The sequence below is a fragment of the Palleniella intestinalis genome (genome assembly GCF_013166595.1).
Classification (GTDB): domain Bacteria; phylum Bacteroidota; class Bacteroidia; order Bacteroidales; family Bacteroidaceae; genus Prevotella; species Prevotella intestinalis.
In genome coordinates, this window is sequence record NZ_JABKKG010000001.1 from 281,926 (window position 1) to 304,871 (window position 22,946).

Sequence of the window (22,946 nt, forward strand, 5' to 3'; positions counted from 1 at the left end):
TATTTTTTATAGAATATCCTCTACTCTAACGTAATTTGCAGCAAATAGCTGGCATTGGCACTACCACCACACATCATTTGCTTTTCAGCTTGCTCTGCATCGTATAGTAATAATTCCAGTATGTTGTCTGATAGTTCCGGCGCAGATTGTCACGACGCAAGTTCTCTGTCTTGCTGGAACGCATCATCTGCTGCAAATCATTGTAATCAGCCTCAACTATGCTATCATTGTATACAGAGACAGGGTTGGAGCGCTGATGCCTGTACAGCACAAGGGCTTCACGGTAATGGATAGGCAGGGAATCGCAGATGCCGGGTTTTGAGATGTCAATGCTATCAGTCAAAAGGCATGCAAAAGAATCTAAGTCCTTATCGCAGAGGAAGGCGCAAAGATGATAATCAAAACCTTTGTATCGGGACAACATCTTCTTTCTGACTATCAGTGGAGTTATGCCTTCCAAACGGCACAATGATGCAGTAGAACCTATGACAGGTTGCGTAAAGAGTTTTTCCGCCAGTTCTCCTCGTTTGTCCAATGCTATATAGCGCAGAAGTGTCAGTGTGGGATTTGTTTCAGGATAGCTATACCCCTCCCTGTTCTGCCCCTCTTTGGCAAGATTTTCATAATCTTGTGCAACGAGCTGTTTTTCTGCTACAACTTGCCGATGCAGGAGTCTGTCGTTATTAGAGTTTCTGATGACAAAAAACATCATGAGCGCCATAACGCACAGATTCAGCGTGAGTTCCTTTGACAAGAGGAACGGCTCTTTTGGCAATTTGGCCGGAGGGGACATTTTCCGGACAGCAAACATCACCGCAAAATAGATTAAAAGAGAACCGGCTATTATCCATATTGAATTCCCGGCAACAAGCCCTCCATTGCCATCATTTTCTCCACAAGCCAGAAAAGCAAGCAATGCCATTGACGGGAAGAAGGTCAATGCGTGGCATCCGCTTGTGAGTCTGCAGATGTTGTTTATAAAAAATTGTACTATCATCCCTACCACTGCTATAATCACAGCACTGATGAAGGGATGGTATACAGTAACTCCACCAGACAGAATATGCTGCTCGTAAGTCAGTGTGGGAGTCTGGTAAAAATATATGTAAGAGAAAGAGAAGAGTATAAAAACGATAGCACACACAGCCTTTATCGCTGTGGTGCTATCTTTTCTATTTTTAGCCATTTGATATTTCTAAAAGCAACATTGTCATTCTTCATCACGCAGCCAAAGCTGCACAATATGAATTAATTCTTTTTCAGTACCATAGCAGAACGAGCAGGGATGTACAACTTCAGCCATTCCTTATGCTCCTCCACATACATTTGGTCATAGGTTGTGAGGTGGGTAACAGTATCGTCGCAACTGCCAAAGCCGCCGAAATCAGGGTTATCTGTATTCAGCACGACAGAGTATGCGCCTGTCGGCACGAGGAATCCATAGTCTGTAAAAGACTTTGTAGGATTGAAATTGAACACAAAAATCAGTTCCCCACGAGAGAAGGCTATCACTTGGTCACCGTCATTGTGCCATATTTCCTGCACAGGAGTCTTGTTGAAGGACTTCTCCAGCTTCAGTACTTCCAGCATTTTGGCATCAAAGTCTCCAAGCCAATGATAGCACAGCTCTTTGTTGTCAACCAAGTTCCACTGACGGCGCGCATATTTGTAGCTCCACCCATTGCCTTCTCTTGGGAAATCAATCCACTCAGGATGTCCCCATTCATTGCCCATGAAGTTCAGATAGCCGCCGTTGATTGTCGATGCAGTAACAAGGCGAATCATTTTGTGCAAGGCAATGCCACGTGTAGCGACATCATTCTCATCCCCTTTCTTGAAATGCCAGTACATATCACTGTCAATCAGGCGGAAAATGATTGTTTTGTCACCGACAAGGGCTTGATCATGAGACTCAGCATAAGAGATTGTTTTCTCATCGGAACGACGATCTGTCATCTTCCAGAAGATGTCAAACACGCCCCAATCTTCATCACGCTTTTCCTTGATCATCTTAATCCAATAATCAGGGATGCCCATGGCGAGACGATAGTCGAAACCGAGTCCTCCTTCATCAAACTTCGCTGCCAATCCCGGCATACCGGACATTTCCTCGGCAATGGTAATGGCATTCTTGTTCACCTCATGGATGAGTTTGTTTGCCAAAGCCAGATAGCAGATAGCATTATCGTCCTGTCCGCCATTGAAATAATCGCCATAGCCGCCGAAATCCACACCAAGACCATGATTATAGTAAAGCATGGAAGTCACACCGTCAAAGCGGAAACCGTCAAAATGGAATTCGTCAAGCCAGTACTTGCAGTTTGAGAGCAGGAAGTGCATCACTTCTCCTTTACCATAGTCAAAGCACAAAGAGTCCCACTGGTTGTGCTCACGGCGATCACCGGGATAGAAATACTGATTAGGATCACCACAGAAATTGCCAAGACCTTCAACCTCATTCTTCACCGCATGAGAATGAACAAGGTCCATTATGACGGCAATGCCCTTCTGATGTGCAGTGTCTATGAGGTCCTTCAATTCTTCCGGAGTTCCGAAACGACTTGAAGATGCAAAGAAATTTGAGACATGGTAGCCGAATGAGCCATAGTAAGGATGCTCCTGAATTGCCATAATCTGGATGCAGTTGTACCCCCCTTTTATCACACGTGGCAGAACCTTCTCCTTGAATTCGGCATAAGTGCCAACCTTCTCCTCAGCCTGTCCCATGCCGATGTGGCATTCGTAGATAAACAGAGGGTCTTTCTTGGCTTTGAAACTCTTCTTTTTCCACTTGTACTCTTCAGCAGGAGCCCAAACCTGAGCGGAGAAGATTTTCGTTTCCTCATCCTGTACAACACGACGAACCCAAGCCGGAATACGCTCGCCTTCACCACCTTCCCACTTGACTTTCAGTTTGTACAAGTCACCATGCTTCATTGCGGTTGCAGGAAGTTTCAGCTCCCAATTGCCGGTGCCTTTGATTCTCTTGCAGGCATATTTCTTCTGCTCTTTCCAGCCGTTAAAATCACCTATCAGATAAATCTCGGTGGCATTAGGAGCCCATTCACGGAACACCCAGCCACCTTTAGCATCACGATGAAGCCCGAAATACAAGTATCCGCTTGCAAAATCGGAAAGTGTCTTCTTTCCGCCATTTGTAAGCTCATTTATCATCCATTCTGCATGATCATGACGTCCACGGATTGCAGCTTCGTAAGGCTCAAGCCATGGGTCATTCTTTACCAAACCGATATGTTGCGGTTTCTTGGGGGATTTAGGGGTGACAGCTTTCTTTGTGGCTGTCTTCTTTGCGCAAGTCATAGTGTTTTCATTTGTTTGTTAAGGTCTATGGCAGGAACACAATCAGCACTTCACTTTGAAGACTGCCTTGTGGATTGTCCCTGTGCCTATACAAGGCTGGTGTCCGTCCTGTGGCCAGAAAATAGCCATCATTCCTGGATGGCATGTGCAGAATCCTTCTGCCATTACACCGGGATATTTTGTTGCATCTTTCTCTGCATTATACTCACACTCTGGGAGGAGTTCTGTTGGAGTATACCCGTAAATCTCGTCATTATTCAACGGAATCTGGATGTCAAGCATATTCTTGTGTGTCTCCATTACAGCCTCTTCCTTTGTCTTGCCTGCAGTGTCCATGATATTTACGAAGCAATTCTTTCCGTCGATTTCATGTTTTCCGTTTTCCAGCTTATTGAGGTCTGTGTTTTTGATAAACTCAATAATCTGCGGGAAATAAGGGTTCAGCGATGCATAATGCTGAAGATTTTCAATTTTGTCTATTACCATGATGATTCGGGTTTTATAAATGTTAGTTGTTATATCGGATTTTTACATCCTACAATCAATATTTTCCTTTTTTCGTGACACGTCCGTTACGGTCCTTCATCACATAGGGTCCGTCACGCTCCCCGTCACGATAACTTCCTTCAAAGCGATTACCGTCCTTGTCTTCTTCGATAGCCTTGCCATGAGGATAGCCGTCTTTATATGTTCCTTTGAACTTGCTGCCATCGGCAAAATGTATAATCATCTCGCCATTCATCTTACCATTCTTGAAATAACCGTCAAATGTGTCACCGGTCTTTTTCCTCAAAGTCCCTTTTCCATCATATTTGTCGGCTTTCCACTGCCCTGTATAAGAGTCGCCATTACGCCAGACAAGAGTGCCATGCCCGTCCTTCTCGCCTGCCTTGAAATGCCCTGTGTACACATCGCCATTGGCATAACGGAAGATACCTTCTCCATCACGCTCTCCTTGGACATAATTTCCTTCGTACACATCTTTATTGGCGTAACGGTAAATGCCTTTGCCATGCTGGATGTCATTCTGCCACATTCCGTTATAAACATCTCCGTCTGCATAACGGTAAACACCTTTTCCGGAACGTTGGTTATTGAGCCACTGTCCGTCATAAACAGAGCCGTCCCCCCAATCGTACTTGCCTTTACCGTTCTTCATATCATTCAGCCATTCGCCATCATAATATGCACCGGAAGCAAAAGTGTAACGGCCTTTTCCTGAGCGCTTGTCCTGAAGCCAGTTACCGTCATAGATGTCACCATTGTAATAGTACATCACGCCATGTCCCTGCTGGTAGTCACGGAACCAAAGACCGTCATATTTATTATTGTTGGAAAAATAGAACACTCCTTTGCCATGTTGCTGGTCCTGAAACCATTGTCCCTCGTATTTCTCGCCATCTGAGAACGAGTAGACACCATATCCATGACGCTTTCCTTTTGCATAGCCGCCCTCATACATGTCACCATTCTTGTATGTGGCTACACCTTTGCCTGTTGCTTTGCCGGAGACCATCTCACCTTTATAGAGTCCACCGTCCTTCAAAGTGTAGGAGCCAAGAGTTATTTTTTGGGCAAGAGCCGTTCCGCAAAAAAGAAATGCACTTGTCACAAATGACAAAAGTATTTTATATATTCTATTAGTCACAATTATAATTCATTAGTTTGACAATTCTTTACCTTTACAAAGATACCTAATTTTTACTTAAAGGCATGCATAAAGGCACATTATTTCAAGTTTTTTCACTTTTCCGCACGTTCTTCCAAGAAACGCATATAAACCCTTATCGCAGTTTCCACCATTCTCACACATGGACGCTTTTTATAATATTCGTCAGTCCTTGCCTCTGGAGTGGCACTGATTACAATGTCAGGGATTGTCCCGTCGGCACGCTTTTTATTCAATCCAAGCAGTTCCTTGCAACAAATGCTTCCAGTCTGTGCCTTAAAGTCCGCTGCGAGTTTCTGGACAGCTTCATAATTCTTTTTCTTCACCTCCTGATTTGCCTCCACACCGGCAATCTCAAGTCCGGCAAGCATAAACATGCCAAGAGCAGAGCCACAGGTTTCGCGCATACGACCTATACCTCCTCCATAGCTTGCTGACATACGTGTCATGAGCGTCAATGGCACATCGTACCATTCGGCAAATGCCATTGCAACACTCTGGGAGCAGTTATAGCCTTGTTTGAAATAACCGACTCCACGCTCGACCATTTTTTCTGTTTCTTCTTGCCAATTCATAAGTACATTTCACTTAACATTGTCATCGTACATCTTCATTATCCTTGAAACACACTCCCATAACTCACGACAAACATGTATCACAGGTACATTTTTGCAAGGAATTTCTCGGCATTAGCCAAATCGTCCGGAGTGTCGATACCGATGGTTTCAACATCAGTCAGGCCCACCTTTATCCTATAACCGTTCTCCAGCCAACGGAGCTGCTCTAGACTTTCAGCCATTTCCAAAGGCGATTGTGGCAAGCGTGTCACTTCGCCAAGCACTGCTCTTCTGTAAGCATACAGCCCTATATGCTTCAGATAAGGGAAAGAATCCGCCCATTCTTTCCTTTCCTTTCCTCTGCAGAAAGGTATCACAGAGCGTGAGAAATACAAGGCATAACCTTGCCGGGACACTGCAATCTTCGGAGAATTAGGATTCTCAACAGCTGTCATGTCGTTGCCAAAAGGTTTGCCAAGTGTGGCTATTTGTGTATCAATGTCTTCAAAGCATTGCATTACCGCCTCTATCTGCGAAGGCTGTATGAAAGGTTCATCACCTTGGACATTTATAACAACATCCGACGGGGAAAGCGACAGACATGATTCAAGTGTCTCCACAGCCTCTTCTATTCTGTCCGTACCACTCTTATGATCAGACCTTGTCATCACGACCTCACCGCCAAACTGCATGACAGCCTGCCGTATACGCTCATCATCTGTGGCTACGAAAACATCGTCTATGACTTTCTTTGTCTGCGTGTAAACACGCTCTATGACAGTTTTCCCTCCAAGCATTGCCAAAGGCTTGCCGGGGAATCTTGTTGACGCGTATCGTGCCGGGATTACCGAAATGAATTTCATAAGTTTGTTTTCAACGACCGTCACATAAATGAACAGTCATCCTCTTTGATAATGCTACTATATTTTTCTGCCGCTTTTATGAAACGGCAAAGTGCAATCAATCACGTAAGAAAATATCACGAGTATAGACCTTCCCACGTACATCATCAAGAACAGAATCATAGCGGTTTGCTATAATCACTTGTGACATAGCCTTGAACTTGTCAAGGTCATTCACTACCCTGCTGCCGAAGAACAGCGAACCGTCCTCCAAGGTCTGTTCGTAAATGATTACCTGCGCACCTTTTGCCTTTATGCGCTTCATTATCCCCTGAATGGCACTTTGACGGAAATTGTCAGAATTGCTCTTCATTGTAAGTCGATAGACACCTATCGTCGGAGCTTCCTGAAAGGCTGCATCGTTAGAGTCAAACTGATTGTTGTGGGAATAGCCGTACCATCCAGCCTTCTGCAGCACAGCATCCGCGATGTAATCCTTACGGGTGCGGTTGCTCTCCACTATGGCTGTCATCATCTGCTGAGGCACATCCTGATAGTTTGCAAGCAACTGTTTCGTATCCTTTGGCAGGCAATAGCCACCATAACCGAACGAAGGATTGTTGTAATGCGTACCTATGCGAGGGTCAAGACCTACCCCGTCAATAATCGCCTGTGTATCCAAACCTTTCACTTCAGCATAAGTGTCAAGTTCATTAAAATAGGAGACGCGCAACGCAAGATATGTGTTTGCAAACAATTTTACAGCCTCCGCTTCTTTCAGGCCCATGAACAGTGTCGCAATATCCTTCTTTTCCGCACCTTCCTGCAAAAGTCTTGCAAAAGTCTCCGCATAAGTCTTTGCATGGTTGCTACCGACAGACACAATGGCATCGTTCTCCTCACCTGACTCTTTTATCATCTTCGGATAACCTACAATGATTCGTGAAGGGTACAAATTATCGTATAACGCCTTCGATTCACGCAGGAACTCCGGAGAGAAAAGCAACTTGAGTTTATAGTCTACAGGGCGGTTCTCCGCCTTAAACCTCTTTGCATATTTAACATAAAGCGAGCGTGTATAGCCAACTGGTATTGTTGACTTTATCACCATTACCGCTTCGGGATTAACCTCCAACACAAGGTCTATGACCTCTTCAACATGTGAAGTGTCGAAATAGTTCTTCACTGGGTCATAATTGGTAGGCGCAGCAATGACCACAAAGTCAGCGTCAGCATAAGCACTCTTGCCGTCAAGCGTCGCTTTGAGACGCAGACTCTTCTCTGCAAGATATTTTTCTATATACTCATCCTTTATAGGACTTGTCTTCTGGTTAATAAGGTCAACCTTCTCCTTTATCACATCAACAGCCACAACATCGTGGTGCTGAGCAAGAAGAGTGGCTATACTCAGACCGACGTATCCGGTACCGGCTACCGCTATCTTTATGTCTTTGAAATCACGCATAATCTTACATTTATAGATGCGGCATGGAGAATCAACTCTGAAAATCATGCTATTGGACAAATCTCCTATCAAGCGGATTTCGCATCAAGCCGCAATGTATTTTGTGCAAAGATAAAAAAAATATTTGATATTTGTCTCTTATTTCAGAAATTATTAATAGTTTTGTAAAAAATATTTTTAATAATACCATGCCACAACCTTCAAATAACTTCACAAAATGGGTTGCCTGCTGGGGCAATGCCACATCCATCACTGACAGAAAAGAGTGTGTCTATGCAAAGGACATCACCTTACGGTACCCTATACGGATTGTCTTCTCAGGCAGCAAACTGAGATTCCGATTTTCAAACCTTACAGGAACAGAGCCAATCACAATATCAGCGGCAAAAATCAACCATACAGTAATCACATTTCGCACAGAAGAAAGCGTCATCATTGAACCGGGGAAGGAAATCACAAGTGATGAGATTCCGTTTCAGGTGACAGCAGGAGACACTGTGGATGTAAGCATTTATCTCGCCGAATGCACACAGATGAATGCCGGCACACTTATTACCGGACCACTTTCGAAGGGAAAATATGCATACGGGAATTTCATCAATGAGGAACAATTCCCGGTGGATTTGTCACGGAACACCAACTGGTTCTATTTTCTGAACACCATAGACATCCTGACCGAAGAGAAGAACCATGCCTTGGTTTGCTATGGTGACTCAATCACGGCACAAAGCTGGCCCGACTATCTTGCCATGCGCGCTTGGGACAAAGGCTTCAGGAATGTCGCCGTCATAAGGCGCGCCGTAAGCGGAACACGCATCTTGCGCCAATATGACTGCATCACTTACCAGGCTTACGGACTGAAAGGAGAGACACGATTCCCTATCGAACTCAATGTCGCCGGTGCCCGGGATGTCATCATTCAGCACGGCATCAACGACATCATCCATCCTGTCGGCTCCGATGTCAACATTTTCCGCCCTTGGAGCGACATGCCTACTGTCAACGAACTGAAGCAAGGAATGGAGAATCTCTATATCCGCCACGCCCGAGAACTTGGCTTGAAGGTGTGGAGCGGCACATTGCTCCCGATATTCGGATGGCGCACATACAACACCGAACGTGAAGCCATGCGGTGTGAATTCAATGATTGGCTGCGCACATCGCCATTGTTTGACGGTTGCATAGATTTCGACAAGGCTGTCCGCAATCCCGAAAAGACGGAAGCATTCAACACCGGTTATGACTCCGGTGACCATCTGCATCCGAACGAAAAGGCATACAGCACTATGGCTGACGCTGTTATGGAAGAGTTGTTAATGTAACGTTTCAACACCATAGGACATCCTTCCTTCTTCTCTTCCGACATGACTATATAACATGGCTTCATAGGATAAAAAAACAAACTGCCAACAAGCGAAATACAAAGTGTGACACTTTGCATGACAAAAGGTTATCTTTTGCAGTGTAAAGTGTTACCTTTTACTGTACAAAGTGTCACCTTTTACTATACAAAGGATTACTCTCTGAAATTCAGCACTTTACCACACAATAGAATCTTATTGGAAGTAAAGCAAAAACATTATCAGAAAGAGTCCGTACTGTTATTGTTCACTCAGCCTTCCGGTATGGCCGGCATGGATTTCCGTATGCCACAGCACCGGAAGGTGTGTCTCGTGCAACAACACTTCCGGCACCGTTAACGGCTCCGCTGCCTATTATCCCTCCCGGCAACTCCACTACGTGGGCACACATCCTGACATTATTGCCAACGGCAACTGGACTGCATGTTTCAAGACCGGCATACTATATTTTGTTTTGTCACTATATCACAAAGATATAAATTCCAAGGGATTTTTCAAAAGAAAACACTGAATTATAAGAAATAATTTTATTATTTGAGGATTATTTTGTATTTTTGCATCACGATTCCAACACACTCTTTATGATTTTCCACAATAGGGTTCAGGATAAAAGCAAAGAATGGTAGCAACAATTCCATATATAGAAGGCAAGTTTAATGAATACAACGGACTGATATTCAACGGAGAACTGCCTGCGATTCCAATCAAACTGAGCAAGGCGAAAACGTCACTCGGGCAGCTTGCTTTCAAGCGCAGAAGGACATGGTACGGCAGAACCGTATATTCGGATTTCCGACTCCGTGTAAGCACTCATTTCGATTTGCCGGAAAATGAGCTTGAGGACATTATCATTCATGAGATGATACATTATTATATATTTGTCAACCGACTGAAGGACAAGAGTGCTCACGGGCCGCTGTTCAGGCAGATGATGAAGGACATAAACACAAGATATGGCAGAAACATATCCATCTCGCGCAAGCAAAAGGAACTCATAACGGCAACAAAACAATAACATTCAGAATGGCAAGGAAGATAGCTGTTTTCGCAAGTGGCAACGGCACGAACTGTGAAAACATAATACAACATTTCAGAAACAGTGGTGATGCAGAGGTTACGCTTGTGGTGAGCAGCAACAAAGACGCATTTGTCCTGCAACGTGCAGAAAAGCATGGCATACCGTCTGCAGTAATAACAAGGCAGCAGTTTGAGCAGGAGCAGGCTCTTGTCCTGCAGACTGTGACGGAATGTGAATATATCGTGCTTGCCGGTTTTCTGCTGCGAATCCCTGATTATCTCATCGAACGCTTTCCGGACAGAATCATAAACATCCACCCTTCCCTGCTGCCGAAGTTCGGAGGAAAGGGGATGTGGGGGCATCATGTGCACAAAGCGGTGAAAGAAGCCAAAGAGACTGAGACGGGAATCACCATACACTATGTCTGCTCGGAATTTGACAAAGGCGGACATATCGCGCAATTCCGTGTCGCAATAGACGAGAATGACAGTGCAGAAGACATCGAAAGGAAAGTCCATGAACTTGAAAAAGAGCACTTCCCGAGAGTCCTTGGCAAACTGTTCGCTGAGGCCGGCATGACGGAATACGAGCGGTACTGCAAGGAGCAGGCACTGATACAGGACGAAGAGTTTGACGAAGAGCGGTGCTTCCCCGAAATGCCGGAGGGGCAGTTCGTCAGAGGACACTGAGCAAAAGAACTCTTGACGCAGTCAATGGCTCTTCATAAGCAAAATTTCATATATAAACACAATAAGCCCATGAATATCAAAGACAAACTAATTTCTTTTGTTTGGCAACACTTTCTGTTACTTGTATCACTGTACATCATGACACTTGGAGTCGCAATATGCGTGCGCTCAGGTGTCGGTTCAAGTGTGATAAGTGTGCTGCCTTATGTGTTTGAGAGTGCAGGAAAAGCATTTCCGGACATTCCTTCGCTAACCATCGGCCAGTACACATACATCATGAACGGCATACTTGTCGCAGCACAGCTAATTGTTCTCCGCCGCAAATTCGAGCCAGTCCAACTCTTCCAGCTTGCCATTGGAACCGTTTTCGGTTTCCTCATCGACATCAACATGGCACAGACTTCATGGCTTGCCCCTGTTGCTATATGGCAGAAAGCCGCGGCACAGCTTGCAGGATGCACCATCCTTGGTTTTGGCATTGCATTCGAAGTCAGATGCGGAAGTGTGACAATGCCGGGCGAAGGATTCCCTGTAGCTTTGAGCAAAGTGACGGGAATGCCTTTCCCAAAGATGAAAATCATTGTTGACACAACGCTTGTCATCCTCGGAATAGTGGCAAGCTTTGCGTTTTTCGGCAAATGGATGTGGCATATCATTGGTTTCGGAACACTGTTCGCCATGTTCTATGTGGGCATGATAGTGCGAGTAACAGGACAGCATATCGGATGGTTTGACCGCATACTTACTTACAAACCGGGATTCAGGCGTTACATATACGGACTTGCACGACACATTTACAGATAGGACATTCCAACACAACTTAACATATCAGTATCATGATAATCGACTTTAACACAATGGAAGCCACCACTTTCCCGAATTTCAAAGGCGGAGAAAAGGAACTCTATGCAAAAATGTTCTGGGACGGCACAAACAGGATAATGAAAGGTGTGCTTTGCCCCGGCGCAAGCATAGGAGAGCATCTGCACGATACGAACTCAGAAATCCTCTTTGTCCTGAAGGGCGAAGGCACTATCATTGACGACGGTGTACGCTCACAAATCAAAGAAGGGCAATGCGCATATTGCCCCAAAGGCCACTCGCACAGCCTTCTAAACACCGGGGATGAGGACTTGGTCTTCTTCGCAGCCGTCCCAAACCAATAAGAATTCTTACAAAAACCAAGAAACATGAATGACAGCAGAGAACAAGAAGGACTGAAACTACTGGGACGAAAAACGGAATACAAGAGTGACTACGCCCCGGAAGTATTGGAAACATTCCAAAACAAACATCCGGAAAACGACTATTGGGTGCAGTTCAACTGCCCTGAATTCACATCACTGTGCCCTATCACCGGACAGCCGGATTTTGCCGAAATAAAGATCATGTACATACCGGACAGGAAGATGGTGGAGAGCAAAAGCCTGAAACTTTACCTGTTCAGTTTCCGCAATCATGGCGATTTCCATGAGGACTGCATTAACAAAATCATGAAGGATCTTGTCTGCCTGATGAAGCCTAAGTATATCGAGGTCATCGGAATCTTCACTCCGCGTGGCGGAATAAGCATCTATCCATTCGCAAACTATGGACAGTCGGGCACGAAATACGAGAAACTTGCCGAGCAGCGGCTCATGAACCATGGCCTTGTACAAGGATAACAAACGAGACAGCAGACAAAGAATTGTGATGAAAACATACAATCTTTGTCTGCTGTTTTGCTATTATGAAAAACGGATTCATTCCGTATAGAACTTTATAAGTTCGGTAATTGCCTGACGACATGCGGGGCAGAACTCAGGATTCTCATTCGTCCGCATACGGCAGTCACGGCAAGCGCGATAGACTCCTTTCAGAGAATAGCCAGCACCCTCGAACTTTCCGACACCGGAAACCTTGCCGATAAGATTCTCCCACTTTCCCTTGAAATCTACATTTGTAGTTATGTTCTTCTCCCATGGCTCTACATCAAGAGGATACATCAGAATACTTTCTTCCTCATAAGCATACTCATCAGCCAATCCGGCAAAGCTATGGCCGAACTCATGCACAACAACAGGACGGAATTTCGGATGGTGTGCCATTGCCAAATTATACGAGTTCAAAATTCCACCTCCACCATACTTATCTGTATTCACAAGGACAATGATGTGCTCGTAAGGTATTCCGGCAAGCCAGTTGTGCAGGTCTTTCAGATGCAATGTTGTAAGGTATCTGTCGCTGTAGAATGTATCGAAGTTTGAATGCAGTGCGGTGTTGAGCCACAATCCCTGCCCCGGTTCGCTCGTTCCACTATCTACGGAAGGCGATTTGACAGCGACAATGCCAAACTTCTCATGATAGGACTTGAACGGCTCATGCGCAAACAATGCCTCGACTGCAACCCTGGCATCACGGACAAACACCGGCATTTCTGATTCTTTATACCCTTCTGCAACAAACGCTATACGGATACACTTTTCCGAGTCAGACGGCTGTTGCAGAATCTCGTACGGAGTGGTTCCCGATTGAGCCAGACGGCGTATGAGAATGTCATTCGGGACAACAGTATGCGTCATTGTTGACATTACGTTACGTCGGTTATCCATCAGGTTTACAGTGACATCGACAGTATCCTTCGGCATCGGTACGAGGAATACATTCTCAAAGGAACGGTTCTTCTCCTTTGCCTCGTCATAACTGAGCCACTCCTGAAACAAAGTGGAGAATGAGTTGCGGTAAATCACAGTGCCATCCTTATGGGCACGGACGATTATTTGTCCATTGCCTTCCACCGGCACTTCTGGAAGATTATTCCGCTTTCCGTACCAACCGTCGAACACAGACAGTTCGTCTACAGCAATCATCTGAACATTGACATTGCCTGAGAATATATAGTCTATACGCAATGTCTTGTCTGTAAAATAATCATCAAACGTCTGCGCTCCTGCCCAATAATGGAACATAAAGCATAAGATTGCAAAAAAGTATCTCATCATTCCAACTCCTTTAATAATATAATGTTATATTCACGCGCCATGTCTTCCGGTTTGTGGCAATGACCATTGTGCTCCAATATGTCAACATCTATCGGTATGGTTTCCCTGTCATCTGTCCTGCCGAGTTTCTTTTCCAGATTCTTGGTCAAGGCTTTCAGTTCATCATAGGACAGAGAAGACTCTCCCACCCCGACAGCATTGTAGTAGCCGTCACCGGTATATTGCGTCGTAGAAAAACGAATAGCAGAGAAGAATGCCTTCAGCTCCTTCTCTGCTATCTCTATATTCTCAATTTGGTTCTTGTTTGAACCTAATGATACAATGACTTTCATAATAATGTCTCCTTAACGGAAACGGTCTGTTTAGTATGAACGTGCGATGATGACACGGTGCTTTGCCGGCTTGCCTGAAACCATGTCTACACCCGGAGTTTGCTCGTAAGCGAAAGGCACGCAACGGATTGTTGCCTGTGTGTCCTCCTTGATTTTCGCCTCTGTCTCTTCTGTGCCGTCCCAATGGCAAAGGAAGAAGCCGCCGTCCTTCACACGCTCCTTGAACTCTTCGTAATTGTCACACTCATAGACATGCGCATCACGGTACTTGCGTGCTTTCTCAAAGATGTTCTGCTGAACATCGACAAGAAGTTTCTCAACATACTCCGCAATACCATCAAACGATACGGTCTCTTTTTCAAGAGTGTCACGGCGCATCACTTCGATAGTACCGTTCTCGATGTCGCGCGCACCCATTGCAAGACGGACAGGCACACCCTTCAGTTCGTAGTCGGCGAACTTGAATCCCGGACGCTTGTTGTCAGAATCATCGTACTTGACAGAAATTCCCTTCTTGCGAAGCTCTGCAATTACAGGCATTATCTTCTCTGTAACAGCCTCACGCTGTTCAGGCTTGTTGGCGATAGGTATGACAACAACCTGTATAGGTGCAAGTTTCGGAGGAAGGACAAGACCGTTGTCATCGGAGTGTGTCATGATGAGCGCGCCGATAAGGCGTGTTGACACACCCCATGAAGTAGCCCATACATATTCAGGCTTATTCTCCTTGTTAAGGAATGTCACATCGAACGACTTCGCAAAGTTCTGGCCAAGGAAATGTGATGTACCGCTCTGCAAAGCCTTACCGTCCTGCATCATTGCCTCAATAGTGTAAGTGTCCAGTGCACCGGCAAAACGCTCAGTCTCGGACTTGACACCCTGCAAGACAGGGACTGCCATGAAATTCTCAGCAAAGTCAGCATAGACTTTCAGCATCTTCTGTGCCTCTGCCTCTGCCTCCTCACGAGTGGCATGGGCAGTGTGGCCTTCCTGCCAAAGGAACTCCGAAGTGCGCAGGAATGGGCGTGTACGCATCTCCCAACGCATCACATTGCACCACTGGTTGCACATCAAAGGAAGGTCACGGTAAGAGTGAATCCAGTTCTTATATGTGTTCCAGATTATTGTCTCTGATGTAGGACGTACAATGAGTTCCTCTTCAAGGCGTGCTTCCGGGTCAACAACCACAGAGTTGCCATCCTCTGAAGATTTCAGGCGATAGTGTGTCACTACGGCACATTCCTTGGCAAAGCCTTTCACATGCTCCGCCTCGCGAGAGAGGAAAGATTTCGGGATAAGGAGTGGGAAATAGGCATTCTGTACACCAGTCTCCTTGAACATACGGTCAAGTTCCGCCTGCATTTTCTCCCAAATGGCATAGCCATAAGGCTTGATAACCATACATCCACGCACTGCACTCTGCTCTGCCAAGTCAGCTTTCACAATGAGGTCATTGTACCACTGGCTATAATTTTCCGCTCTTTTTGTGAGCTCTTTCAATTCTTTTGCCATGTTTTTGTTTCTTTAATTCACATTTGGATGCAAAATTACAAAAAAAACTTGAATAATGTGTCATTATAAAAAAAATAATATCCTCCGTACGGAAAATATATAAGATTTTGTTTCCGGAACAACTCATACAGAAGATTTTTCGTACTGACAAGTCACGTACAATCTTTCAAAATCCACTTTTTATGATTGGAAAACAATGCGCATGAACATGCGAAATTCCATCATGAGTTTTCTGATATCCTATTTATCATAACTGGAAACAGTAGTCACAATTCATTGTTTTTTAGTACTTGGAATAACCGTTTTCATCTGTTATGCAGTCGTTTTTGGCCAAAAAACAAGCCAAAACACCAGTTTTTTCCATGCTATCCGTTACACTTTGGATGTCAAAAGGTTAGCTTTCACACTGCAAAAGGTTAGCTTTCACAAAAACCACTGTCACACAAAAACGTGCCTATTCCCGTAACTCACACAATAACAACATATTAAAGCCATGGTTGAAAATTTCTGTTTTTTTCTGCCAACGAAACTTTTTTTTATTTTTATGCGATATATTTGAGTGTTTTTGGGCATGAGTTTTCTAAATTATAACAGAGGAATCCTGAATACACAAGCTATAGAAGCGAACCAACGAGACAATACGAAAATAAAAAGGCATCATAACACGCAAATCGGCAACCTACAAGGCGTCTTTTTTGTAACAAATAACTTTTTTTTCATACATACAAGCAAAAAACATCATTTTTTGTCTTGATTTATAATAATTTTTAGTAACTTTGAACCCAAAATAGTTAAACTAACATATATTCAAAAATGAATTATCTAAAAACAATCCTAATTTCAACAGTTGCGGCTGCGGCCATAACTGCCTGCACATCAAACGATAATGCACAGTTAACTGTATCAGGGCTGAACCCTGCCGCATTCGATTCAATCATCGGTAACAAACCTGTCAAGCTATACACTCTGAAGAACAACAACGGCATGGAGGCGTGCATCACCAACTATGGAGGACGTGTCGTATCTCTCGTAGTCCCTGACAAGGATGGCAAACCTACCGATGTGGTGCTTGGATTCGACAACCTCAAGCAATATACCGACACGCTGAATTCACCAAGTGACTACGGCTCTTCCGTAGGACGCTATGCCAACCGCATCAACCAAGGCAAGATCACCATCAGCGGAACAGAGTACCAACTAAAGCAGAACGACGGGAAACATTGCCTTCACGGTGGTGGCACAACAGGTTGGATGAACAAAGTCTATGACGCAGAGCAAATCGGTGACTCCATACTGAAACTGACAATAGTCGCTGAAGACGGAGAAAACGGATTCCCCGGCACAGTAACTGCCACCACAACATACAAAGTCACATCGGACAATACGCTTGACATCGTATGGGAGGCAACAACAGACAAGGAGACAATCATCAACCAGACCAACCATAACTACTACAACCTCAACGGCGATTTGTCACAGGTTGGAACAGACATGGTGCTTTATGTCAACGCTGACAATTTCACCCCGTCTGACGACACATTCATGACCACCGGCGAGATTGTTCCGGTAGAGGGAACCCCTATGGATTTCCGCACTCCACATGCTGTAGGCGATTCCATAAACTCTGAATATGCACAGGTGAAGAATGCCGGAGGATATGACCACAACTACTGTCTCAACACTTACAAAGACGGCAAAGGTGACGACACTGTAGTCTGCGCTTCACTCTACTCTCCAAAGACAGGAATATTCATGGAGATGTTCACAAACGAACCGGGAGTGCAGGTTTACAGTGCCAATTTCCAAGGTGTCGGCAAGGAAGCCTCAATCGTACGCAAGCACGGTCTGAAATATCCTCAGCATGTCAGCGTATGCCTTGAAAGCCAGAAATACCCGGACTCTCCTAACAAGAAGGACTGGGTGCAGCCAACCCTGAAGCCGGGAGAGAAATATTACAGCCATGCTGCTTATAAGTTCTCCATTAAATAAAGAAATAATAATAACAACTAACAATCAAATAGTAAAAACTAAAAACCAATGAGCGTAATTGAAGCATTACAGAACAACGGCTTTGCAACTATCGACTATGTCGTATTTGCCGCCTACATTGTCTTACTCGTAGGTCTCGGCATATTCCTCAGCCGTGGCAAGAAAGGAGAAGAAAAATCATCAACAGACTATTTCCTTGCAGGCAACACACTGACATGGTGGGCTGTCGGTGCATCGCTTATCGCAGCAAACATCTCCGCTGAGCAGTTTATCGGAATGTCAGGCTCAGCATTTGCATCAGGCATCGCACAAGCAGCCTATGAGCTTATGGCGGCTGCAACCCTTCTTGTAGTCGGCAAATTCCTTCTGCCACTGATGATTGAGAAGAAGATTTTCACCATTCCACAGTTCCTGCGTGAGCGCTACAACTGGGGAGTGGGACTCGCATTCTCGCTGTTGTGGCTCTTCCTCTATGTGTTTGTCAACCTCACTTCCGTAGCTTGGCTTGGAGCACTTGCCATACAGCAGATTCTCGGTTTGCCGACAGACATGATTGTGCAGTTCGGAGGAATGGAGATTGACCAGGTCCGTATGGTCATCATCCTTGTGCTCTTCGTCATTGCCGGACTGTATTCTATTTACGGCGGACTTGCTTCTGTGGCATGGACCGACGTGATGCAGGTGACATTCCTCGTTGGTGGCGGTCTCATCACAGCATACGCAGCACTCTCTGTAATCGGTGCCGAGGTGTGGGGCTGTGGAGCTCTTGAGGCTCTTGGCAACATCTACAGCTGGTGCATTGACCAAGCCGGCGACAAGCATTTCAATCTTGTAGTCACAAGAAATGAGGAGCTTTATCCTGTAATCAATGGTGTTGTGGAGAATGGAGTTACAGTACAGAAGGAAGACCCATACTTTACAAACCCGGGCATCGTGCTCATCTTCGGCGCTCTCTGGCTCACCAACCTTGGTTATTGGGGCTTCAACCAGTACATCATACAGAAAGGTCTTGCAGCGAAATCTCTTGCCGAAGCTAAGAAAGGTATGATTTTTGCAGCATTCCTCAAGATTCTCATTCCGTTTATCGTATGTATCCCAGGTGTTTGTGCATTCTACATCATGAATGGCGACGGCGAAGCTCTTGAGGCTCTTCGCCAGACTCTTGCCGGTGGCATTGAGCGTTCTGACGACGCATATCCTTTCCTCATCCGCAACTTCACCCCTACTTTCGTCAAAGGTCTTTCTTTCGCAGCTCTTGCTGCTGCTGTCATATCCTCACTTGCATCAATGTTCAACTCAACTTCAACATTGTTCACAATGGATATCTACAAGCAGTTCATCAACAAGAATGCCAGTGAGAAGCAGCTTGTCAACGTCGGCCGTCTGACATCTGTCAGCGCACTCCTCATTGCTCTTGTTGCCGTTTACCCGCTTATGGGAGGTATCGACCAGGCATTCCAGTTCATCCAGGAATACTCTGCATTCGTATATCCGGGTGTTGTAGTAATCTTCGGACTCGGCCTTCTTTGGAAGCGTGCATCAGGTGCAGCGGCTGTTGCGGCGGCATTCGGCACATTCTTCTTCTCTATCCTGTTCAAGTTCACATTGCCTGATGTACCGTTCCTCATCCGCTCCGGCTATGTATTCATAGTACTTACCATCATGTTCGTCACAATATCTCTTTACAGCAACAAGGCTGTCAAAGCAGACGAACTCAGCGAGAAGACAATAAAGACACAGCTCTTCTGGAGCAAGGCTCTCTATGCTGTTTCTGTCCTTTCAATAGTAGTGTTGGTCATGTCATTCTTCAACGAGACACTTACTATTCACGGTGTGCAGGGAGCGATGATATTCTTCGCTGCCATAACAGCAACTATCGGATTCTACCTCCGTTCAAATGCTCTTGACAAAGTGCAAGACCCGAAACTTGTTGCTATAGACCTTGATATATTCAAGACAGACAAAGCATTTAACATCGGTGCTGCAGGAGTTATCATAATACTTACCATACTGTACATAGTGCTCTGGTAAACATGTATTTACAAAAGTGTAGCTTGCGGTCAGAAAACCAAGAGCTACACTTTTCAATATAATTCATTTCGCAAAAACATAAACAGATAAATGGGCGATCACTACAAAGAATACTCTCTGGCATACATCTCTGTAGACTGTATTGTATTCGGTTTCGACAACGGGAAGCTGAAGATGCTTTTAGGTCGCAGGCAGATTAATCCGGGACGAGGCGAATGGGCCCTCTATGGCGGTTTTGTCTCTGCAACAGAAAATCTTGAACATGCTGCGGAAAGAGTTCTGACAAGTCTCACCGGACTAAAGAATATATTCATGCGCCAAGTTGGTGCCTACGGAGCTGTCAACCGTGACCCGGAATCACGAGTGATATCAGTTGCATACTGTGCACTCATTAATGTAAAAGATTATGATGAGGAGCTACGGAAACAATATGGTCTTGAATGGGTAAGCCTTGAGGAGATTCCTCCACTGTTCTCTGACCATAGTAACATGGTGGAAGACGCGCTTATCATGCTGCGAAGACGTATTTCCAATGAACCTATATGCTTTTCACTGCTTCCTGAGCTTTTCACTCTCACACAGCTGCAGAATGTGTTTGAAGCAATAGTAGGCAAAGAGATAGACAAGCGCAATTTCCGCAAGCGTGCAAAACAAAGCAATGTGATTGAAGAAACAAATGTCATAGACAAACTGACCTCGAAACGTGGAGCTGTCATGTATCGTTACAATGGCAACGAGACTGACTTCAGACTCTAAACAGAATATCAACCTTAACAAACAGAAAGAACTATGTTGGAAGAACTCAAAGAAAAAGTATTCCAGGCTAACCTTGATCTCGTTAGACAGAATCTCGTGATTTTCACCTGGGGAAATGTCAGTGGAATAGACCGTGAGAAAGGACTCATGGTCATAAAGCCATCAGGCGTTTCGTATGACGATATGAAAGCGGAAGATATGGTCGTTGTAGAACTTGCGACAGGAAAAGTTGTAGAAGGGACGATGAATCCTTCTTCCGACACACCAACACACATTGAACTTTACAAAGCGTTCCCGAACATTTCCGGCGTCGTACACACACATTCCACATACGCGACAGCATTTGCTCAGGCAGGTCTCAGCATCCCTAACATCGGAACTACACACGCAGACTATTTCTACAAAGACATCCCATGTACACGCGACATGGTAGAAAGCGAGATGGCAGAGTATGAGAAGGAAACAGGAACTGTGATTATCGATGCTTTCAAGGATATCAATCCGGATCACACTCCGGGAGTACTTGTAAAGTGCCACGGTCCTTTCTCTTGGGGAACATCCCCGGCAAATGCAGTGTACAATGCGAAGGTAATGGAGCAGTGCGCAAAAATGGCATTTGTGTCATTGACGCTCAACCCTGACACAACGATGAACCCACTGCTGATTGAGAAACATTATCTGCGCAAACATGGCCCTAATGCATACTATGGCCAACCGGGACAGAAGCATTAATGCATTGTCCAAACAAGGAAACAGAAAATACAGAAACACTATATAAATAACACTATGCTCTGACAACCCTCCTCTTTGGGAAACCGATACTCAACATATCATTCAGAGCATATCCCAAAAAAACTAACCAATATGAAACCATTTGAAAATTTGGAGCTTTGGTGGATTACCGGAGCACAGCTTCTTTACGGAGGCGAAACAGTCAAGGTTGTAGACGGACACTCACAGGAAATGGTGGACGGTCTTAACGCTACCGGTATAATCCCAATCAAAGTAGTATATAAAGGCACTGCAAATTCAGACAAGGAAGTTGCTGCCATCATGAAAGCAGCAAACAATGAAGAGAAATGTGTCGGTGTGATCACATGGATGCACACATTCTCTCCTGCAAAAATGTGGATTCACGGTCTGCAAGCACTGAACAAGCCTTTGCTCCACCTGCATACACAGTACAATCAGGAGATTCCATGGGACACAATGGACATGGACTTCATGAACCTCAACCAGTCTGCACACGGCGACCGTGAGTTCGGCCATATCTGCTCACGCCTCCGCAAGCCACGCAAAGTTGTTGTAGGCTATTGGAAAGAAAAGAAGACTCAGGAGCACATCGCTGTCTGGGCACGTGTTGCAGCAGCAGTAGCCGATGCAAAGGACATGCTCATCATCCGCTTCGGTGATCAGATGAACAACGTTGCCGTAACAGACGGTGACAAGGTTGCCGCAGAGCAGGTTCTCGGCTACCACGTAGACTACTGCTGTGTATCAGAACTGATGGACTACTGGAAGAAGGTTGACCCTAAAGATGTTGACGCTCTTGTGGAGGAATACAAGAAACTTTACAAGATTGTTCCTTGTGAAGCCGGTGAGGAAATCGGTAACAAGAAAATCTGGAATGCCGCACGCGCAGAGCTCGCTCTCCGTGCCATCCTTAAGGCTAAGGGAGCGAAAGGGTTCACAACAAACTTTGACGACCTCGGCTCTTGGGACGATCCTGATTCTGAAGGCTTTGTCGGCTTTGACCAAATTCCGGGACTCGCTTCACAGCGTCTCATGGCAGAAGGATACGGTTTCGGCGCTGAGGGTGACTGGAAGTCAGCGGCTCTCTATCGCACACTGTGGTATATGACACAGGGAATGCCTACCGGATGTTCCTTCCTCGAGGACTACACACTGAACTTCGACGGTGAGAATTCTTCCCTCCTCCAGAGCCACATGCTTGAGGTATGCCCACTCATCGCTGTCGATGACGAGCCGGTTCGCCTTGAGGTCCACCACCTTGGCATCGGTGTCCGCAAGCAACAGACAGCACGCCTTGTGTTCAACTCAAAGGTTGGTGACGGCGTGACAGCGACAGTCGTGGACATGGGCAACAGATTCCGCCTTATCGTGAACGACGTACACTGCATACAGCCAAAGCCACTGCCTAAACTCCCGGTGGCAAACGCTCTCTGGGTTCCGCAGCCAAACTTCGAGATTGGAGCAGGCTCATGGATTCTTGCAGGCGGCACACACCACTCTTGCTTCTCTTACGACATCACACCGGAGTACTGGGAAGACTACGCAGAAATGCTTAACATCGAGTACCTGCACATCGACAAGAATTCCACATTTGAGTCTGTAAAGCGCGACCTCCGTATCAACGAAATATATTACATGCTTAACAAAGCATTGATGTAATACAGGGCAAA

22 protein-coding genes are annotated in these 22,946 nt (G+C 45.4%); 11 read left to right on the top strand and 11 right to left on the bottom strand.

The annotated features are described in order from the left end of the window. Positions 1-73: 73 nt before the first annotated feature. The 7 genes from HPS57_RS01270 to HPS57_RS01300 form a co-directional block, all read right to left on the bottom strand. Positions 74-1,186, bottom strand: coding sequence for a DUF6057 family protein (locus HPS57_RS01270; RefSeq protein WP_172179407.1), 1,113 nt, complete (start codon positions 1,184-1,186; stop codon positions 74-76). A gap of 62 nt (positions 1,187-1,248) precedes the next feature. Then, positions 1,249-3,321 (bottom strand): alpha amylase C-terminal domain-containing protein, encoded by a 2,073-nt coding sequence (locus tag HPS57_RS01275; protein ID WP_172179409.1) that lies wholly within the window; start codon positions 3,319-3,321, stop codon positions 1,249-1,251. Between the two features lie 42 nt (positions 3,322-3,363). After that, positions 3,364-3,807 (bottom strand): NanQ anomerase/TabA/YiaL family protein, encoded by a 444-nt coding sequence (locus tag HPS57_RS01280; protein ID WP_135940487.1) that lies wholly within the window; start codon positions 3,805-3,807, stop codon positions 3,364-3,366. A 55-nt stretch (positions 3,808-3,862) separates the two neighbouring features. Continuing rightward, positions 3,863-4,933 (bottom strand): MORN repeat-containing protein, encoded by a 1,071-nt coding sequence (locus HPS57_RS01285; protein WP_369811416.1) that lies wholly within the window; start codon positions 4,931-4,933, stop codon positions 3,863-3,865. 131 nt (positions 4,934-5,064) lie between these two features. After that, positions 5,065-5,565, bottom strand: coding sequence for a C-GCAxxG-C-C family protein (locus HPS57_RS01290; RefSeq protein ID WP_172179411.1), 501 nt, complete (start codon positions 5,563-5,565; stop codon positions 5,065-5,067). Between the two features lie 80 nt (positions 5,566-5,645). Further along, on the bottom strand, positions 5,646-6,410 hold the full coding sequence (gene kdsB, locus HPS57_RS01295) for a 3-deoxy-manno-octulosonate cytidylyltransferase (RefSeq protein ID WP_172179413.1): 765 nt from the start codon (positions 6,408-6,410) through the stop codon (positions 5,646-5,648). 97 nt (positions 6,411-6,507) lie between these two features. Then, positions 6,508-7,854, bottom strand: coding sequence for a nucleotide sugar dehydrogenase (locus HPS57_RS01300; protein ID WP_216653357.1), 1,347 nt, complete (start codon positions 7,852-7,854; stop codon positions 6,508-6,510). Between the two features lie 188 nt (positions 7,855-8,042). Here HPS57_RS01300 and HPS57_RS01305 point away from each other — a divergent pair, with 188 nt between their 5' ends. After that, positions 8,043-9,176 (top strand): SGNH/GDSL hydrolase family protein, encoded by a 1,134-nt coding sequence (locus HPS57_RS01305; RefSeq protein WP_172179415.1) that lies wholly within the window; start codon positions 8,043-8,045, stop codon positions 9,174-9,176. A gap of 286 nt (positions 9,177-9,462) precedes the next feature. On the opposite strand, the gene HPS57_RS01310 is transcribed toward HPS57_RS01305, so the two are convergent. Next, positions 9,463-9,606 carry an LbetaH domain-containing protein gene (locus HPS57_RS01310; RefSeq protein WP_172179417.1) on the bottom strand — a complete coding sequence of 48 codons (144 nt, stop codon included), beginning with the start codon at positions 9,604-9,606 and terminating at the stop codon, positions 9,463-9,465. Positions 9,607-9,834: 228 nt separating this feature from the next. Here HPS57_RS01310 and HPS57_RS01315 point away from each other — a divergent pair, with 228 nt between their 5' ends. The 5 genes from HPS57_RS01315 to queF all read left to right on the top strand — a co-directional run bounded on the left by HPS57_RS01315 (position 9,835) and on the right by queF (position 12,586). After that, entirely contained in the window at positions 9,835-10,230 is a 396-nt protein-coding gene (locus HPS57_RS01315) for a SprT-like domain-containing protein (protein WP_172179419.1), read from the top strand. A gap of 8 nt (positions 10,231-10,238) precedes the next feature. Next, entirely contained in the window at positions 10,239-10,922 is a 684-nt protein-coding gene (gene purN, locus HPS57_RS01320; RefSeq protein ID WP_172179421.1) for a phosphoribosylglycinamide formyltransferase, read from the top strand. A 69-nt stretch (positions 10,923-10,991) separates the two neighbouring features. Further along, positions 10,992-11,726 carry a YczE/YyaS/YitT family protein gene (locus HPS57_RS01325; protein ID WP_172179423.1) on the top strand — a complete coding sequence of 245 codons (735 nt, stop codon included), beginning with the start codon at positions 10,992-10,994 and terminating at the stop codon, positions 11,724-11,726. 32 nt (positions 11,727-11,758) lie between these two features. Then, the gene (locus HPS57_RS01330; RefSeq protein ID WP_172179425.1) at positions 11,759-12,088 is read left to right on the top strand and encodes a cupin domain-containing protein; all 330 of its coding nucleotides are present in this window, start codon (positions 11,759-11,761) and stop codon (positions 12,086-12,088) included. 24 nt (positions 12,089-12,112) lie between these two features. Further along, positions 12,113-12,586, top strand: coding sequence for a preQ(1) synthase (queF, locus tag HPS57_RS01335; RefSeq protein ID WP_172179427.1), 474 nt, complete (start codon positions 12,113-12,115; stop codon positions 12,584-12,586). A 78-nt stretch (positions 12,587-12,664) separates the two neighbouring features. On the opposite strand, the gene HPS57_RS01340 is transcribed toward queF, so the two are convergent. The 3 genes from HPS57_RS01340 to proS are packed head-to-tail and all read right to left on the bottom strand — an operon-like array spanning position 12,665 to position 15,747. Next, the gene (locus tag HPS57_RS01340; protein ID WP_172179853.1) at positions 12,665-13,900 is read right to left on the bottom strand and encodes a M64 family metallopeptidase; all 1,236 of its coding nucleotides are present in this window, start codon (positions 13,898-13,900) and stop codon (positions 12,665-12,667) included. Continuing rightward, the gene (locus HPS57_RS01345; RefSeq protein ID WP_172179429.1) at positions 13,900-14,235 is read right to left on the bottom strand and encodes a 2-amino-4-hydroxy-6-hydroxymethyldihydropteridine diphosphokinase; all 336 of its coding nucleotides are present in this window, start codon (positions 14,233-14,235) and stop codon (positions 13,900-13,902) included. The genes HPS57_RS01340 and HPS57_RS01345 overlap by 1 nt, the downstream gene beginning before the upstream one ends. 30 nt (positions 14,236-14,265) lie before the next feature. Beyond that, entirely contained in the window at positions 14,266-15,747 is a 1,482-nt protein-coding gene (gene proS, locus HPS57_RS01350) for a proline--tRNA ligase (protein WP_172179431.1), read from the bottom strand. Between the two features lie 813 nt (positions 15,748-16,560). On the opposite strand from proS, the gene HPS57_RS01355 reads away from it, so the two are divergent. The 5 genes from HPS57_RS01355 to araA all read left to right on the top strand — a co-directional run bounded on the left by HPS57_RS01355 (position 16,561) and on the right by araA (position 22,935). After that, positions 16,561-17,736: an aldose epimerase family protein gene (locus HPS57_RS01355; protein ID WP_172179433.1), complete on the top strand. Its 1,176-nt coding sequence runs from the start codon at positions 16,561-16,563 to the stop codon at positions 17,734-17,736. A 48-nt stretch (positions 17,737-17,784) separates the two neighbouring features. After that, the gene (locus HPS57_RS01360) at positions 17,785-19,767 is read left to right on the top strand and encodes a sodium:solute symporter family transporter (RefSeq protein WP_172179435.1); all 1,983 of its coding nucleotides are present in this window, start codon (positions 17,785-17,787) and stop codon (positions 19,765-19,767) included. A 90-nt stretch (positions 19,768-19,857) separates the two neighbouring features. Further along, positions 19,858-20,523 carry an NUDIX hydrolase gene (locus HPS57_RS01365; protein ID WP_172179437.1) on the top strand — a complete coding sequence of 222 codons (666 nt, stop codon included), beginning with the start codon at positions 19,858-19,860 and terminating at the stop codon, positions 20,521-20,523. Positions 20,524-20,556: 33 nt separating this feature from the next. Beyond that, positions 20,557-21,255, top strand: coding sequence for an L-ribulose-5-phosphate 4-epimerase (locus tag HPS57_RS01370; RefSeq protein WP_172179439.1), 699 nt, complete (start codon positions 20,557-20,559; stop codon positions 21,253-21,255). 132 nt (positions 21,256-21,387) lie between these two features. After that, positions 21,388-22,935: an L-arabinose isomerase gene (gene araA, locus HPS57_RS01375; protein WP_172179441.1), complete on the top strand. Its 1,548-nt coding sequence runs from the start codon at positions 21,388-21,390 to the stop codon at positions 22,933-22,935. Positions 22,936-22,946: the final 11 nt, after the last annotated feature.